The organism is Streptomyces sp. NPDC033966, from assembly GCF_055575955.1.
This window is the reverse complement of record NZ_JBVIRQ010000001.1, coordinates 280,204-297,010: the sequence shown is the minus strand read 5'-3', so window position 1 is coordinate 297,010 and position 16,807 is coordinate 280,204. Positions and strand designations below refer to the sequence as shown.

Below are 16,807 nucleotides of genomic sequence, written 5' to 3'. Positions count from 1 at the left end.
GCGCGCCACGGGCATGCGGAGGGCCCGCCCTCCGGGGGGAGGGCGGGCCCGGTGTCCGGTGGCGGCGGTGCCGCGCGGCCGGCCGCTACGGCAGCGGGTTGCAGATCAGCGCGTCGTGGTTGTCGGACCGGCCGATCGCGGTGGAGCCGGATCCGTCGGCCTGGGCGCCGTTGTTCTGGTGCGACGCACCGAAGCCCGACGCGACCTGCTGCGCGGTGGAGGAGTTGCCGAGGTTGCTGCCGCCGGCGCCGGCCCCGTTGTGTTGCGTACTTCGCGGATCAGCACTCGATGACGTTGACCGCGAGGCCGCCGCGCGCCGTCTCCTTGTACTTGATCTTCATGTCGGCGCCGGTCTCCTTCATGGTCTTGATGACCTTGTCGAGGGAGACCTTGTGGCTGCCGTCGCCGCGCATCGCCATCTTCGCGGCGGTGACGGCCTTGACGGCGGCCATGCCGTTGCGCTCGATGCAGGGGATCTGGACGAGGCCGCCGACCGGGTCGCAGGTCAGGCCGAGGTTGTGCTCCATGCCGATCTCGGCGGCGTTCTCGACCTGCTCGGGGGTGCCGCCCAGCACCTCGGCGAGGGCGCCCGCGGCCATCGAGCAGGCGGAGCCCACCTCGCCCTGGCAGCCGACCTCGGCGCCGGAGATCGAGGCGTTCTCCTTGAAGAGCATGCCGATCGCGCCCGCGGCCAGCAGGAAGCGGACCACGCCGTCCTCGTCCGCGCCGGGCACGAAGTTCACGTAGTAGTGCAGGACCGCCGGCAGGACGCCCGCAGCACCGTTCGTGGGGGCGGTCACCACGCGCCCGCCCGCCGCGTTCTCCTCGTTGACGGCCATCGCGTAGATCGTCGTCCACTCGCTGCGGTGCATCATCGGGTCGCCCTCGGTGCGCAGCTGGCGCGCCGTGGACGCGGCGCGGCGCTTGACGCGCAGGCCGCCCGGGAGGATGCCCTCGCGGGACATGCCGCGCGAGACGCAGGACTGCATGACGCGCCAGATCTCCAGGAGGCCCTCGCGGATCTCCTCCTCGGTGCGCCAGGCCTTCTCGTTCTCCAGCATCAGGGAGGAGATCGACAGACCGGTCTCGTTGGCCAGGCGCAGCATCTCGTCGCCCGAGCGGAAGGGGTACTTCAGCACGGTGTCGTCGAGCTTGATCCGGTCCTCGCCGACCGCGTCCTCGTCCACGACGAAGCCGCCGCCGACCGAGTAGTACGTCTTCTCCAGCAGCGGGGCGCCGGCGGCGTCGTACGCGAAGAGGGTCATGCCGTTCGCGTGGTAGGGCAGCGAGCGGCGGCGGTGCAGGATCAGCTGGCTCGGCTCGTCGAAGTCGATCTCGTGGGCACTGCCTATCTCCGTACCCAGCAGCCGCAGCTTGCCGCTCTTGCGGATGCGCTCCACCTCGTCGTCGGCGGTCTCGACGTCCACGGTGCGGGGGGAGTGGCCCTCCAGGCCGAGCAGGACCGCCTTGGGCGTGCCGTGCCCGTGGCCGGTCGCGCCGAGGGAGCCGAAGAGTTCCGCCCGCACGGAGGCGGTCTGGGCGAGGACGCCGTCCTTCTTCAGCCGCGTCACGAACATGCGCGCCGCGCGCATCGGGCCGACCGTGTGGGAGGAGGACGGGCCGATGCCGATGGAGAAGAGGTCGAAGACGGAGATGGCCACTGGCGGACTCCCTTGTCTGCTCGTGGGGTGGGGAGGGGGCAGGGGTGTGGTGATCAAGACGGGGGATCTGCGGATTTTGTCCGGCAGACGAGCGTAACGCGTGGAGATGAACGGTTCGCCTCCCGGACGGGGCCGACGGACGTGAGCCGGGTCGCGTTCCGGTGCCGGGAGGGCCCGCAAGGGCGTGCCGGGGGCCGTGGCGGCCGCCAGGAGGGTGTGCGGGCCGCCGGAGAGCACCCGTACGGGTGCGGGCGGTCATGAAAAGGGCCCGGCCTTGTGAAGAACAAGGCCGGGCCCCCGGAGCCGTCCCTAGAGCGACGGGTACAGCGGGAACTTCGCGGCCAGGGCCGAGACGCGCGCCTTGAGGTCGGCGGCGTCGTAGCTCGGCTTCAGCGCCTGCGCGATGATCTCGGCGACCTCGGTGAAGGCCTCGGCGTCGAAACCGCGGGTCGCGAGGGCCGGCGTACCGATCCGCAGACCCGAGGTGACCATCGGGGGCCGCGGGTCGTTCGGGATGGCGTTGCGGTTGACCGTGATGCCGACCTCGTGGAGGCGGTCCTCGGCCTGCTGGCCGTCCAGCTCGGAGTTGCGCAGGTCGACCAGGACCAGGTGCACGTCGGTGCCGCCGGTGAGGACGTCCACGCCCACGGCCTTGACGTCGTCCTGGACCAGGCGGGCGGCGAGGATCTTCGCGCCCTCCAGGGTCCGCTCCTGGCGCTCCTTGAACTCCGGCGAGGCCGCGACCTTGAAGGAGACGGCCTTGGCCGCGATCACGTGCTCCAGCGGGCCGCCCTGCTGGCCCGGGAAGACCGCGGAGTTGATCTTCTTGGCCAGCTCCTGCGTCGACAGGATGACGCCGCCGCGCGGACCGCCGAGGGTCTTGTGCGTGGTGGTGGTGACGACGTGGGCGTGCGGCACCGGGTTCGGGTGCAGGCCCGCGGCGACCAGGCCCGCGAAGTGGGCCATGTCGACCATCAGGTACGCGCCGACCTCGTCCGCGATCCGGCGGAAGGCGGCGAAGTCCAGCTGGCGCGGGTACGCGGACCAGCCGGCGACGATCAGCTGCGGCTTGGACTCCTTGGCGAGGCGCTCGACCTCGGCCATGTCCACCTGGCCGGTCTCGTCGACGTGGTACGGGACCACGTTGTAGAGCTTGCCGGAGAAGTTGATCTTCATGCCGTGGGTCAGGTGACCGCCGTGGGCCAGGTTCAGGCCCATGATCGTGTCGCCCGGCTTGAGCAGCGCGAACATCGCGGCGGCGTTGGCCTGTGCACCCGAGTGCGGCTGGACGTTCGCGGCCTCGGCGCCGAACAGCGCCTTGATGCGGTCGATCGCGATCTGCTCGACCACGTCGACGTGCTCGCAGCCGCCGTAGTAGCGGCGGCCCGGGTAGCCCTCGGCGTACTTGTTGGTCAGGACCGAGCCCTGGGCCTCCATGACGGCGACCGGAGCGAAGTTCTCCGACGCGATCATTTCCAGGGTCGACTGCTGGCGCACGAGCTCGGCGTCGACGGCGGCGGCGACGTCAGGGTCGAGCTCGTGGAGGGGGGTGTTCAGAACGGACATTCAGGGGCCCCTGGGGTGTCAGTTGTCGGAGTGGGTGAGCGCGGCGTACTCGTCGGCGGTGAGCGCGTCCTTCGGCTCCTCCGACAGGCGCACCTTGAACAGCCAGCCACCCTCGAACGGGGCGGAGTTCACCAGGGCCGGGTCGTCCACGACGTCCTGGTTGAACTCGGTGACCTCGCCGGAGACGGGGGAGTACAGGTCGCTGACCGACTTGGTCGACTCCAGCTCGCCACAGGTCTCGCCCTCGGTGACGGTGTCGCCGACCTCGGGGAGCTGGGCGTAGACGACGTCACCGAGCGCGTTGGCCGCGAACTCCGTGATGCCGACCGTCGCGACGCCGTCCTCGACGGCCGACAGCCACTCGTGCTCCTTGGTGTAACGCAGCTGCTGGGGGTTGCTCATGACCTGATTCTCCTGGATGCGGGGAGGTGGATACGAATGGTGGTCTTGCGTGCTGAGACGGGGGGACCCGGTACGAGGGCTACTTCTGCCGCTTGTAGAAGGGCAGGGCCACGACCTCGTACGGCTCATGCGTACCGCGAATGTCGACGCCGACGCCGGAGGTGCCGGGCGCGGCGTGCTCCGCGTCGACGTACGCCATCGCGATCGGCTTGCCCAGCGTGGGGGACGGGGCGCCGGAGGTCACCTCGCCGATGACCTCGCCGCCCGCGACCACCGGGAAGCCGGCGCGCGGGACGCGGCGGCCCTCGGCGACCAGGCCGACCAGCTTGCGCGGCGGCTTGGTGGCGGCGACCTCGGCGGCGGCCTCCAGGGCGGCGCGGCCGACGAAGTCGCCCTCCTTCTCGAACTTCACGACCCGGCCCAGCCCGGCGTCGAAGGGGGTGAGCGCGGTGGTCAGCTCGTGCCCGTACAGCGGCATGCCCGCCTCCAGGCGCAGCGTGTCGCGGCAGGACAGGCCGGCCGGCACCAGGCCGGCGCCCTCGCCCGCCTCGGTCAGCGCCTGCCACAGCTCCACGGCGTGCTCGGGGGAGACGAACAGCTCGAAGCCGTCCTCGCCCGTGTAGCCGGTACGGGCGATCAGGGCGGGCACGCCCGCGACGGTGCCCGGCAGGCCCGCGTAGTACTTCAGGCCGTCCAGGTCGGCGTCCGTCAGCGACTTCAGGATGCCGGGGGACTCCGGGCCCTGGACGGCGATCAGCGCGTACGCGTCACGGTCGTCGCGGACCTCGGTGTCGAAGCCGGCCGCGCGCTCGGTGAGCGCGTCCAGCACGACCTGGGCGTTGGAGGCGTTGGCGACGACCATGTACTCGGTCTCGCCGAGGCGGTAGACGATCAGGTCGTCGAGGATCCCGCCGTCCTCCTGGCAGATGTGCGTGTAGCGGGCGCGGCCGACGCCGACGGTGGAGATGTTCCCGACGAGCGCGTAGTCCAGCGCCTTCACGGCCTCCGGGCCGGTCAGGGTGATCTCGCCCATGTGGGACAGGTCGAACAGGCCGGCCTTGGTGCGTACGGCGTTGTGCTCGTCGCGCTCACTGGCGTAGCGCAGCGGCATGTCCCAGCCCGCGAAGTCGGTCATGGTCGCACCGAGCGAGCGGTGCAGCGCGTCGAGCGCGGTCAGGCGGGGGGCAGTGCTCATGGGTGTGGCTCCCGGGTCCCAGGGCATGACATGACGAGGAGGTTCCTCCCCATCTGTCATCGGAACCTGAGAGGTTCGCCGAGAGTTCCCGGAGGGGGAACGCCGACTTGCACCTTGGGTGGAGCACGCGCCGGGCCGTCCGGGGACGGACGCGGCGGGGCTCGCTTTTCAGATCTGCCTCATCCACGCGGTACGGGGCCTGAGAGATTCAAGGGAGGTACTTGCTCCTTCGGCGCCCGGGCACGGCCTCGCGGCCTGCCGGGACTCTCCCGCGCGGATTCAAGCGGCCGGTATGCAGTTTGGTGTCCAGATGGCGCACATCATTGCACGGGACGGGCGGGGGAGGGCAGTGGGGCCCGGAAGAACGTGCGGTCCGGGCGGGGCCGGCCGTCCGCGCTGTGGAACGCCCGGCCGCAACCGGGGCCGCCGGATTACCGTCTCTTTACATTCAGTGGGCATGGGGCCCTCGCGGCCCGATTCGGGGGAGACGATCACTGTGCGGAGACTCGGAGTGGCTACGACGACAGGTGCGGTCGGCGCGGTCCCGGAGCAGCGGAGCACCGCCCGGCCCGCGGCGGCCGGCGGCCCCGGCCCCGTCCGCGACCTGCGCGGACAGTCCGCGCGGCCGCACCGGCTGAGCTACGCCGCCGGGGACATCGTGGTGGTGTCCGGGCTGCCCGGCGGCGGCAAGAGCACCCTGATCAAGCGGGCCGCCGAAGCCGCCATCGACTCGCAGGACACCCGCGAGCGCTGGGAGCGCCGCATGCCGTCCGGCCTGCCGTACGCGGTGTACCGGCCGCTGGTCCGCGCCGCGCACTACGGGGGGCTGTGGCGCGAGCTGCGCTCCGGCGCCTCTGTGGTGGTCCACGACTGCGGCACCCAGCCGTGGGTGCGGGGCCTGCTGGCCGCCGTCGCGCGGCGGCGGGGGCGGGCGCTGCACCTGCTGCTGCTGGACAGCACCCCCGACGAGGCCCTGTCCGGGCAGGAGGCCCGCGGCCGTCGGGTGTCGGCGTACGCGTTCGCCCGCCACCGGGGCGCGGTGTCCCGCCTCCTGCGCTCCGCGGAGGCCGGCCGGACCCCGCGCGGCTGCGCCTCGCTCACCCTCCTGGACCGCCCCGCGGCCGCCGCCCTGACCCGGATCACGTTCGACGCCTGACGGGCCGCTGCCCGGATTCCAGCCCCGCCGGCGTTCGGGGCGCTGGGTCTGGGGGGGCGGAGCCCCAGGGGGTCCGGGGCGCAGCCCCTGGGGTACCCCCAGCGGTAGCCGGGGGAGGAACGGGCGAAGGGCGGGCAGGGGACCTCGCCCCGCGCAGCGGTACGCGCCACCCGCGGACGCCCCGGCCACGCGCCGGCGTCGCCGGTGAAACCGCCCCGGCACTCCCGCGCGTCACAGAGGCGGCGGCACCCCCCGCCCACCGCCGGAGGCCACGGTAGCCTCGGGGCGACATCGGCGCGGACACAGGGAGAGCAGGCGCACATGCAAGGCAACGGCTGGCCGGCGAACGAGTTGGAGCAGGTGCTCGGAGCGGCGCTCGGCCAGGCGGACGCCGGCCCGCGGATCCTGGAGGCGCTCGGCCGCAGCCAGGTCTGGGTGCCGCTCCCCCAGGGCGGCGGGCCCGACAGCGCCTCCCTCGACCTCCCCACGATGCTGATCGACGGCGCGGCGTACGTCCCCGTCTACAGCTCGGAGGCCCAGTTCCGCTTCGCCGCCGGCCCCGCCATGGACTTCGCGGTCGCCCCCGTCGTCGAGTTCGCCCGCGGCCTGCCCCCGCAGCTCGGCATCGCCGTGAACCCCGAGGGTGCCGTCGGGGTCCCCCTGCCCCCCGCCGCCGTCGCGGAGCTGTGCCGCACCGGCCGCACCGAGCTCGACGGTCCGGCCTCCGGCGGCCGCGTCCGGCTCTTCGAACCCGACTGGCAGGAGGACCCGGTCGACTTCCTCGCCGCCGCCGCCGAGGAGTTCCGGGCGACCGGAGCCGTGGCGTCCGCCCACCGCTGCCTCGCCAGCGTCGAGGGCGGCGACCCCCAGCTCTTCATCGGTGTCCGCCTGGCGGGATGGGATCCCGGGTCCCGCAGCGCCCCTCTGGAGGCGCTCGGCCGCGCCCTGGCCCGCGTACCGGCGCCCTGGCCGGTGCAGTTGATCCTGCTGGACGCCGCCGAGGACCCGGTCACGGAGTGGATTCGTGAGCGCGTACGCCCCTTCTACCTCCCGTAGCGCCGCTTAAGCTGGTTGGGACGTGTGGACGACGGGCGGACGAAGACGAAGAGGGGTACCGGGTGAGTGCGTCAGGCACGGCCGCGGCCGGGCAGGTCGAGCACATGCTGCGCCAGGTGACTCCCGGGCGCTATGAGAGCTATGAGTCATTCCTGCACGCCCTCGGCGAGGGCAGGCTCTGGATGCTGCTGTGGCAGGGGCAGCCGGGCTCACCGGACGCCCAGTACGGCGGCATGGAGGTCGAGGGGCTGGGCTACGCCCCCTGCGTGACCTCCCCGCAGGAGCTGGCCGCGAGCGGCTGGAACCGCGGCTACGAGGTGGTCACGGGCCGGGACATCGCCCGCGCCCTCTACCCGGACCGCTGGGGCCTGTGGGTCAACCCGCACGCCCAGGGCGGCGGCCTCGGCATCCCCTGGGCCGACCTGCGCCGGGTCGCCACCGGCCTGGACCGGATGCCGGCGGGGCCGCTGCGGCTGTCCGAGCCGGCCCTGGAGCTCCCACAGTTCTACGGGCTGCTGACCCAGCACGCGCACCGCACGCCGGCCGTGAGGTCGCTGCGCCGCGCCTGGGTGCAGCCCTCGCTCGGGTCCGCGTACCTCGCGGTGGGGCTCGACCTGTACGACGCCTCGGCGCCCGCGCTGGAATCCGTACGGGAGATGATGCGCCAGTCGGTCGGCGCCGTGCCCGAGGGGGTTCCGGTGTGCACGGTGGCGCTCGCGGACGAGCACGATCCGGTGGCGATGTGGCTGCGTGCGCAGACCCGGCCCTTCTACGACCGCGAGGGGCAGGCCGCCGCCTACTGAGCCCCCGCGGGCGTTCCGGGGACGCTTTCCCCGAGCTCCCTACAGGGATTTCCGGGGTGCGCCCGCGCCCTGAGACAAACCCGTCCGACGGACACCAGGCCGCCGGGAACCACGGTTCCCGGCGGCCTTCGTCTTGTCCGGATATCACCGTAGGTGGGCGCCCAATTGGCGCACTCCTCCCCAGGGTTGGGCGTGATGTCCGGTTGCGTACCGAACGGACGGTCTTGCTCCGCTGAGCCGTGAGCGGAGTCCGGATAACGGGAACCCAGGCCTCAGATCACGGTTGCGCATCCATTCATCTGCGGGTCTGGCGGCTGGTCGAGCGCCCGATGAAGACTCCCCACCCAAGAGCCGGTCAGTCCTCCAGGACGCGGTTCGGTCCGTGGACTCCGCCGCTCGTCCCGACGCGGCGCTTCCGCACTTCCCGCACCTCAGCTGCACCGCACCGCACGCACCGCACCCTGCTCCACCCACAGCACGGCCGCACTGCCAGCACTGCCAGCACCTCGCACCTCGTACGCGTTCACGTGCCCCGAGCACTGGAGCGCCACTCCGCACCAACGCCGCCACAGCGGCGGGCATGGGCCGACCCACCCGTCGGCCGAGAGGGGTCCCCACCACGATGACGGCACCACTGCACGACACGAGCGCGGAATCACCCGCACCCGTGTCCGTAGCCGAAGTCCCTGCCAAGGCCATCGAAGGCCGCTCGCCCGGCCGCATCGCCTGGATGCGGCTCAAGCGCGACAAGGTCGCGCTGACCGGCGGCGTGATCGTGATCCTCCTGATCCTGGTGGCGGTCTTCGCGCCGCTGATCGTGAACCTGCTGGGCCACGACCCCAACGAGTTCCACGAGGACATGATCGATCCGGACCTGGGCACGCCGCTCGGCTCCTTGGGCGGCATCAGCTCCGACTTCCTGCTGGGCGTCGAACCGACCAACGGGCGCGACGTGTTCAGCCGGATCGTCTACGGCGCCCGCATCTCGCTGGTCGTCGCCTTCCTGGCGGCCTTCGTCTCGGTCGTCCTCGGCAGCCTCCTGGGTGCCCTCGCCGGCTTCCTCGGCGGCTGGGTGGACGGGATCATCAGCCGGCTGATGGACCTGCTGCTGGCCTTCCCCCAGCTGCTGTTCACCATCGCCCTGGTCTCCGTGGTCCCCAACTCCGTGTGGGGGTTCGAGGGTTCCGGCGTCCGGATGGGCGTGCTCATCCTCGTCATCGGCTTCTTCGGGTGGCCGTACATCGGCCGCATCGTCCGGGGCCAGACGATCTCCCTGCGGGAACGCGAGTACGTCGAGGCCGCTCGCAGCCTCGGGGCCGGCCGCGGCTACATCCTCCTGAAGGAGCTGCTGCCGAACCTGGTCGCGCCGATCCTCGTCTACGCCACGCTGATCATCCCGACCAACATCCTGACCGAAGCGGCCCTCAGCTTCCTGGGTGCCGGCGTCAAGCCGCCCACCGCTTCCTGGGGAAAGATGCTCTCCGACGCCGTCCCCATCTACCAGGACGACCCCATGTACATGGTGGTTCCCGGTATGACGATCTTCATCACCGTCCTGGCGTTCAACCTCTTCGGGGACGGGCTGCGTGACGCACTCGACCCCAAGGGCAGCTGAACCGCTTCTTCGATTCACCACCTCTGGAGGTTGGACAACCGTGACCCGCAGAAAGCAGGCTCTCGCGATCACCGCAGTGATCGCCGCGCTCTCGATGACCGCCGCGTGCGGTGGCAACGACAAGAAGGACGACAAGGCCGCCGACGGCGACAGCGGCAAGGGCTACAGCGGTGCCGCGACCGCCGTGATCAACCCCTCGGACGCCAAGGGCGGCGAGCTCAAGCTCTGGTCCCCGCAGGACGTCGACTACCTCGACCCGGCGCGCGCCTACTACGGCTTCGTCTGGAACATGCAGCGCCTCTACGTCCGCAGCCTGCTGGCCTACGACGCCAAGCCGGGCAAGGACGGCACGAAGGTCGTACCCGACCTCGCCGAGGCCCTGCCGGTCATCAGCAACGACGGCAAGACCTACACCCTGAAGCTCAAGGACGGGGTGAAGTTCGAGGACGGTACGCCGATCACCTCGAAGGACATCAAGTACGGCGTCGAGCGCGTCTTCGCGCAGGACGTGCTGTCCGGCGGCCCGACCTACCTGATCGACCTCCTGGACCAGGGCCAGAAGTACCCCGGCCCGTACAAGGACACCGACCCGAACAAGATGGGTCTGAAGACGGTCGAGACGCCGGACGACAAGACGATCGTCTTCAACCTGGCGAGCGCGAACTCCGACTTCAGCTACCTGCTGGCCATGCCGTCCTCCTCGCCGGTCCCGGCGGGCAAGGACACGGGCGCCACGTACACCAACAAGCCGATCTCCACGGGCCCCTACAAGGTCGAGAGCTTCACCGCCGGCAAGGGCGCGACCTTCGTCCGCAACGAGAACTGGGACCCGAAGACGGACCCGATCCGCAAGGGTCTGCCGGACAAGGTCTCCTTCACGGTCACCACCAACCCGGACGACATGGACCAGCGCCTGCTCTCCGGCGACATCGACATGGCCGTCGACGGCACCGGTGTCCAGCAGGCCGCGAAGAACAAGATCCTCAAGGACGAGAAGCTCAAGGCCAACGCGGACAACCCGTTCACGGGCTACATCCGCTACTTCGCCTTCCCGCAGACGGTCGCGCCGTTCGACAACATCGAGTGCCGCAAGGCCGTCATCTACGCGGCCGACCCGAAGTCCCTCCAGACCGCCCGCGGCGGCCCGACCAGCGGTGACCTCGGCGCCAACATGCTGCCGGCCGGTGTCCCCGGCTCGGACAAGAGCTACGACCCCTTCGGCCTGACCAAGGGCAAGTCGCAGGCGTCGAAGGCCAAGGAGGCCCTCAAGGCCTGTGGCAAGCCCGACGGCTTCGAGACCGTCATCGCCGTGCGCAACAACCGCGCCCCCGAGGTGAAGACGGCCGAGTCCCTGCAGGCCTCGCTCGCCAAGGTCGGCATCAAGGCGACGATCGACCAGTTCGACGGCAAGCTCTCCTCCTCCACGATCGGTTCGCCCGAGAACGTGAAGAAGAAGGGCTACGGCATCATCGTCATGGGCTGGGGCGCCGACTACAACTCCGGCGCGGGCTTCCTGCAGCCGCTGGTCGACGGATCGTTCATCCTGCCGAACGGCAACAACAACTACACCGAGGTCAACGACACGGAGATCAACGGCCTGTTCGACAAGGCCGCTGCCGCCGCCACCCCGGAGGCCGCCGCTCCGTTCTACACGGAGATCAACAAGAAGGTCATGGACAAGGCGCTCTACCTGCCGATCAACTTCGACAAGGCGCTCGTCTACCACAACCCGCGCCTGACGAACGTCTTCTTCAACGAGTCCTTCGGCAAGATCGACCTCGCCACCGTGGGCATCAAGCAGTAGCGGCGGAGCAGCAGAACCAGCAGGACCAGCAGGCTGCCCGGCGACGAGCCGGGCAGCAGCCTGGCAGCCCGGCCGACGCCGGGCACGCAACCGCAACTCAGCACGTAAGTAAGTGCCTTCACCGCACATGCGCTAGTCCGAAGGGCAGGTGAAGGCCGCAGGCGCTGGCCGCCGCCCCCACGAGGGGCGGCGGCCACCAGCCCCGGGCGGCCGACTGCAGTGCTCGTCTACCTCATACGGCGGCTGTTCAACGTCGCCGCCACGCTGCTGGTGGTCTCCGTGGTCACCTTCGGCATCTTCTTCGCGGTCCCGAAGCTGACCGGCAGCGATCCCGCGCTCATGTACGCCGGCCGGGAGACCAACGAGACCGCCCTGGCGGGCATCCGCGTGAAGATGGGCTTCGACAAGCCCATCTCCGAGCAGTACCTGCTCTTCGTCAAGGGCATTTTCGCCGGCCGCGACTACGACGGCGGCACCGAGATCACCCACTGTGCGGCCCCCTGCTTCGGCTACTCCTTCAAGACCGAGGCGCCCGTCTGGGAAACCATGATGGACCGCATCCCGGTCACCCTCTCGCTCGCCCTCGGGGCGGCCGTGATCTGGGTGATCGCCGGAGTGGCCACGGGCGTGATCTCCGCACTCAAACGCCGCACCGCCGTCGACCGCACCGTCATGGTCGGCGCGCTCGCAGGCGTCTCCCTGCCGATCTTCTTCACCGGCATGGTGGCCCCCGCGGTCTTCGTCTACAGCCTCGGCTGGCTGGACGTCTCCAACTACAAACCCCTGACCGAGGATCCGCTGGCCTGGCTCAACAGCATGATCCTGCCCTGGGTCACCCTGGCCTTCCTCTTCGCCGCGACCTACGCCCGCATCACCCGGGCGACCATGCTGGAGGTCATGGGCGAGGACTACATCCGCACCGCCCGCGCCAAGGGCCTCAAGGAGGCCGTGGTCATCCGCAAGCACGCCCTGCGCTCCACGCTCACCCCGGTCGTCACCATGTTCGGCCTGGACCTCGGCGGCCTCCTCGGCGGCGCGGTGCTCACCGAGACCACCTTCAACTTCCAGGGCCTGGGCACGGCCGCCGTGGCCGCGATCAGCGCCGGCGACCTCCCCGTGATCATGGGCGTCACCCTGCTCGCCGCCCTGTTCGTGGTCCTCGCGAACCTGATCGTGGACCTGCTGTACGCCGTCATCGACCCGCGCGTGAGGCTGACGTGACCAAGAACGATTCCGACCAGCCGGCCTTCGTGCCCGAGCAGGGCGGCGCGCGCGACGCGGCCCCCTTCCTCTCCGTGCGCGACCTCAAGGTCCACTTCCCGACCGACGACGGCCTGGTCAAGTCCGTGGACGGCCTCACCTTCGACCTGGAGCGCGGCAAGACCCTCGGCATCGTGGGCGAGTCCGGCTCCGGCAAGTCGGTGACCTCGCTGGCCATCATGGGCCTGCACCGCACCGGCAACGCGCGCAGCCGCCCCGACATCTCGGGCGAGGTCGTGCTCGACGGCGAGGACCTGGTCAGCGCCGACGCCGACCACGTACGCCGGCTGCGCGGCCGCAAGATGGCGATGGTCTTCCAGGACCCGCTGTCCGCGATGCACCCGTACTACTCGGTCGGCAAGCAGATCGTCGAGGCGTACCGGACCCACCACGACGTCGACAAGAAGAAGGCCCGCGCCCGCGCCGTCGAGATGCTCGACCGCGTCGGCATCCCGGAGCCCCACCGGCGCGTGGACGCGTACCCCCACGAGTTCTCCGGCGGTATGCGCCAGCGCGCGATGATCGCGATGGCGCTGGTCAACAACCCCGAACTGCTCATCGCGGACGAGCCGACCACCGCCCTGGACGTCACCGTCCAGGCGCAGATCCTCGACCTGATCCGCGACCTGCAGAAGGAGTTCGGCTCCGCGGTCATCATGATCACGCACGACCTCGGCGTGGTCGCCGAGATGGCCGACGAGATCCTCGTGATGTACGGCGGCCGGTGCGTCGAGCGCGGCACCGCCGAGAAGGTCTTCTACGAGCCCCGCCACCCCTACACCTGGGGACTGCTCGGCTCCATGCCGCGCATCGACCGCGACCAGACCGAGCGGCTGATCCCGGTCAAGGGCTCGCCGCCCAGCCTCATCAACATCCCGAGCGGCTGCGCGTTCAACCCCCGGTGCCCCTACGCCGACGTGCCCAAGGGGGGCATCACCCGCACCCAGCGGCCCGAGCTGACCCAGGACGACAGCCGGCACTGGTCCGCCTGCCACATGTCGCAGGAGGAGCGGACCCGGATCTGGACCGAAGAGATTGCGCCGAAGCTGTGACGGACATGAAGAAGGACACCGCCGCCCAGGACTCGGCGACGGCCGTCGCCGAGGCGGAACCGCTGCTGAAGGTCACCGGCCTGGTCAAGCACTTCCCCATCAACAAGGGGATGCTGCGCCGCCAGACCGCCGCCGTGAAGGCCGTCGACGGGATCGACTTCGACGTCCGGCGGGGTGAGACCCTCGGCGTCGTCGGCGAGTCCGGCTGCGGCAAGTCGACGATGGGCCGCCTCATCACGCGGCTGCTGGAACCGACCGCCGGGCGCATCGAGTTCGAGGGCAAGGACATCACCCACCTCAGCGTGGCCGGCATGCGCCCGCTGCGCCGCGACGTGCAGATGATCTTCCAGGACCCGTACGGCTCGCTGAACCCGCGCCACACGGTCGGCGCGATCGTCTCGGCCCCCTTCAAGCTCCAGGGCGTCACCCCCGAGGGCGGCATCAAGAAGGAGGTCCAGCGCCTCCTCTCGCTCGTCGGCCTGAACCCGGAGCACTACAACCGCTACCCGCACGAGTTCTCCGGCGGCCAGCGCCAGCGCATCGGCATCGCGCGCGCCCTGGCGCTGAAGCCGAAGCTGGTCGTCGCGGACGAGCCGGTGTCGGCGCTGGACGTGTCGATCCAGGCGCAGGTGGTGAACCTGCTGGACGACCTCCAGCAGGAGCTCGGCCTGACGTACGTGATCATCGCGCACGACCTGTCGGTCATCCGGCACGTCTCGGACCGCATCGCGGTGATGTACCTCGGCAAGATCGTGGAGCTGGCGGACCGCAAGTCGCTGTACGAGTCCCCGATGCACCCGTACACGAACGCCCTGCTGTCCGCCGTCCCCGTCCCGGACCCGAGGCGGCGCGGCGCGAAGAGCGGCCGCATCCTGCTCAAGGGCGACGTCCCCTCGCCGATCTCCCCGCCGGCCGGCTGCCGCTTCCACACGCGGTGCTGGAAGGCGACGGAACTCTGCGCGAAGCAGGACCCGCCGCTGCTCACCATCAAGCCGGGCCACCAGACGGCCTGCCACCACCCGGAGAACCAGCCGGCGCCTGCCTCTTCCTGAAGCGCCGCCGCCCTTCTCTGACGCGCCGCTCGCGCGGGGCCGGCCCCTCCCCGTCCTTCACCCTCCCCCAGCGGTAGCTGGGGGAGGGTCTGGGGGCGGAGCCCCCAGGAAGGGGTCCGGGGCGCAGCTCCGGGGAACGGGCGAAGGGCGGGTAGGGGACCTCGCCCCGCGCAGCGGCCACCGGCAGACGGCTCCCGGCAAGGCGCCCCACGGCAGGGGCGGACGCCACCGCCCCGCCGGCAGGCGACAATGACCGGGTGCTCCACGATCTCTTCCCGCCCGGCATCCAGCACGCCCTGGACCTCGCGGGCATCTTCGTCTTCGCCACCGCCGGCGCCCTCCTCGCGGTCCGCAAGAACTTCGACGTCTTCGGCATCTGCGTCCTCGCCCTCGTCACCGCCCTCGGCGGCGGCCTCCTGCGGGACCTCTGCATCGGCGCCGTCCCGCCCGCGGCCTTCAGCGAACTCAGTTTCTTCGTCACCCCCCTGATAGCCGCCGCGATCGTCTTCTTCCTCCACCCGGAGGTCCAGCGCATCAACCGCGCCATCAACGTCTTCGACGCCGCCGGCCTCGGGCTGTTCTGCGTCACCGGGACGACCAAGGCCTACGAGTACGGCCTCGGACTGACCGCCTCCGCCGCGCTGGGCCTCGCCACGGCCGTCGGCGGCGGCGTACTGCGCGACGTACTCGCCAACGAGGTGCCCTCGCTGCTGCGCGACCGCGAGATGTACGCCGTGCCGGCCGTCGTCGGCGCCGCGATGGTGGCCGTGTTCATCGGCTTCGAGGTGCTCAACCCCGTGACCACCGGCATCGCCATCGTCACCACCTTCGTGCTGCGCCTGCTCGCGATGCGCTACCACTGGCGTGCCCCGCTGGCCTGGAACCGCCGCTCCTCGGTGGCCGAAGAGGTGTAGGTCCCCCTCGTAGGCCCACCCCAGAAAGAAAAGCTACCGCTTAGTAGCTTGCCGGTGTACCGTCGGCGGCATGTCTTACGCAGCGGCCCAGGCCTCCATCGGCGACAGCGAATTCGACCGCGACACCACCGTCACCGCCCGCGCGGGCGAGCCCGGGGTGTACGACGCGGAGCTGTCCGCCGGCTGGACGATCATCACCGCCGTCAACGGCGGCTATCTGCTGGCCCTGGTCGGCCGGGCCCTCGCGTCGGCCCTGCCGCACCCGGACCCCTTCACCGTGTCCGCCCACTACCTGACCTCCTCCGTGCCCGGCCCCGCCGTGATCCGCACCGAGGTGGTCCGCGTCGGCCGCACCCTCTCCACGGGCCAGGCCTCGCTGTTCCAGTACGACGAGAACGGCGCCGAGGTCGAGCGCATCCGCGTCCTCGCCTCGTACGGGGACCTGGCCGCACTCCCGGACGCCGTGCACACGGTGGCGCGCCCGCCGGCCATCCCCGCGTACGAGGACTGCCTCGGCCCCGAGGCCGGCCCGGCCCCGATCCCCGGCAGCAACGCCATCGTCGACCGGCTCCGGCTCCGCCTGGACCCGGCGACCGCCGGGTGGGCGGTCGGCGCCCCCTCCGGCAAGGGCGAGATGCGGGCCTGGTTCGAGCTGGCCGACGGCCGCGACGCCGATCCGCTGTCGCTGCTGCTCGCGGTGGACGCGCTGCCGCCGACCGCCTTCGACCTCGGCCTGCTGGGCTGGGCCCCGACGGTGGAGCTCACCACGCACATCCGGTGCCGCCCGGCCCCGGGCCCGCTGCGGGTGGGCATCGTCACCCGCAACCTGGCCGGGGGCTTCCTGGAGGAGGACGCCGAGGTCTGGGACTCCGCCGACCGCCTGGTGGCCCAGTCCCGCCAGCTGGCTCGTGCCCCGCGCTGATTCCTCCCAACGCGCCGCTCGCACGGCTCGGCGCCGAGGCGCCTCCCCTCCTTGGCGCGCCGCTCGCGCGGCTCGGCCGCGGGCGGCCTCCCCGGCTTCGCGCCGCTGCGCCGGACTCCGTCCGGCGGGGCCGGGGCGGGGTCGGTTCGGGTGGCTGGGCCGGTGGGTCGGGTGCGGGTCGTTGGCCGCTGCGCGGGGCTGGCCCCTCCCCGCCCTTCAACCTCCCCCGGACTCCGTCCGGGGGGACCCCCAGCCCTCAGTCGCCGGGCGCGGCTACAGACACGGCGCTACCGCGGCCGCGCCTCAAGCGCCGGCGGGGCTGGAAGTGCGCTGCGCGCACTCCAGCCCT

The 16,807-nt window shown here is 71.2% G+C and carries 14 protein-coding genes and 1 riboswitch; of the genes, 10 read left to right on the top strand and 4 right to left on the bottom strand.

The features are described from left to right. Nucleotides 1–278: 278 nt before the first annotated feature. The 4 genes from ACZ518_RS01400 to gcvT form a co-directional block, all read right to left on the bottom strand. Entirely contained in the window at nt 279–1,661 is a 1,383-nt protein-coding gene (locus ACZ518_RS01400; RefSeq protein WP_469110996.1) for an L-serine ammonia-lyase, read from the bottom strand. A 309-nt stretch (nt 1,662–1,970) separates the two neighbouring features. Continuing rightward, on the bottom strand, nt 1,971–3,227 hold the full coding sequence (gene glyA / locus ACZ518_RS01395; RefSeq protein WP_469110995.1) for a serine hydroxymethyltransferase: 1,257 nt from the start codon (nt 3,225–3,227) through the stop codon (nt 1,971–1,973). An 18-nt stretch (nt 3,228–3,245) separates the two neighbouring features. Then, nucleotides 3,246–3,629 (bottom strand): glycine cleavage system protein GcvH, encoded by a 384-nt coding sequence (gene gcvH, locus ACZ518_RS01390; RefSeq protein ID WP_469110994.1) that lies wholly within the window; start codon nt 3,627–3,629, stop codon nt 3,246–3,248. 79 nt (nt 3,630–3,708) lie between these two features. After that, on the bottom strand, nt 3,709–4,824 hold the full coding sequence (gene gcvT, locus ACZ518_RS01385; protein ID WP_469110993.1) for a glycine cleavage system aminomethyltransferase GcvT: 1,116 nt from the start codon (nt 4,822–4,824) through the stop codon (nt 3,709–3,711). 178 nt (nt 4,825–5,002) lie between these two features. Beyond that, nucleotides 5,003–5,106, bottom strand: a riboswitch (glycine riboswitch). Nucleotides 5,107–5,281: 175 nt separating this feature from the next. On the opposite strand from gcvT, the gene ACZ518_RS01380 reads away from it, so the two are divergent. The 10 genes from ACZ518_RS01380 to ACZ518_RS01335 all read left to right on the top strand — a co-directional run bounded on the left by ACZ518_RS01380 (nt 5,282) and on the right by ACZ518_RS01335 (nt 16,458). Next, complete coding sequence (locus tag ACZ518_RS01380; RefSeq protein WP_469110992.1) at nt 5,282–5,980, top strand: AAA family ATPase; 699 nt, start codon at nt 5,282–5,284, stop codon at nt 5,978–5,980. 321 nt (nt 5,981–6,301) lie between these two features. Then, complete coding sequence (locus ACZ518_RS01375; protein ID WP_469110991.1) at nt 6,302–7,036, top strand: enhanced serine sensitivity protein SseB; 735 nt, start codon at nt 6,302–6,304, stop codon at nt 7,034–7,036. A gap of 62 nt (nt 7,037–7,098) precedes the next feature. After that, nucleotides 7,099–7,839, top strand: coding sequence for an enhanced serine sensitivity protein SseB C-terminal domain-containing protein (locus tag ACZ518_RS01370; protein ID WP_469110990.1), 741 nt, complete (start codon nt 7,099–7,101; stop codon nt 7,837–7,839). Nucleotides 7,840–8,461: 622 nt separating this feature from the next. Beyond that, nucleotides 8,462–9,454, top strand: a complete 993-nt coding sequence (locus ACZ518_RS01365) for an ABC transporter permease (RefSeq protein WP_469110989.1) — start codon at nt 8,462–8,464, stop codon at nt 9,452–9,454. Nucleotides 9,455–9,548: 94 nt separating this feature from the next. Further along, nucleotides 9,549–11,258 (top strand): ABC transporter substrate-binding protein, encoded by a 1,710-nt coding sequence (locus ACZ518_RS01360; protein ID WP_469111655.1) that lies wholly within the window; start codon nt 9,549–9,551, stop codon nt 11,256–11,258. 219 nt (nt 11,259–11,477) lie between these two features. Next, entirely contained in the window at nt 11,478–12,479 is a 1,002-nt protein-coding gene (locus tag ACZ518_RS01355; protein ID WP_469110988.1) for an ABC transporter permease, read from the top strand. Nucleotides 12,480–12,508: 29 nt separating this feature from the next. Continuing rightward, nucleotides 12,509–13,570 carry an ABC transporter ATP-binding protein gene (locus ACZ518_RS01350; protein WP_469111654.1) on the top strand — a complete coding sequence of 354 codons (1,062 nt, stop codon included), beginning with the start codon at nt 12,509–12,511 and terminating at the stop codon, nt 13,568–13,570. A 5-nt stretch (nt 13,571–13,575) separates the two neighbouring features. Next, entirely contained in the window at nt 13,576–14,622 is a 1,047-nt protein-coding gene (locus ACZ518_RS01345) for an ABC transporter ATP-binding protein (protein ID WP_469110987.1), read from the top strand. A 257-nt stretch (nt 14,623–14,879) separates the two neighbouring features. Then, on the top strand, nt 14,880–15,536 hold the full coding sequence (locus tag ACZ518_RS01340; RefSeq protein WP_469110986.1) for a trimeric intracellular cation channel family protein: 657 nt from the start codon (nt 14,880–14,882) through the stop codon (nt 15,534–15,536). Between the two features lie 70 nt (nt 15,537–15,606). After that, nucleotides 15,607–16,458: a thioesterase family protein gene (locus tag ACZ518_RS01335; RefSeq protein ID WP_362462838.1), complete on the top strand. Its 852-nt coding sequence runs from the start codon at nt 15,607–15,609 to the stop codon at nt 16,456–16,458. Nucleotides 16,459–16,807: the final 349 nt, after the last annotated feature.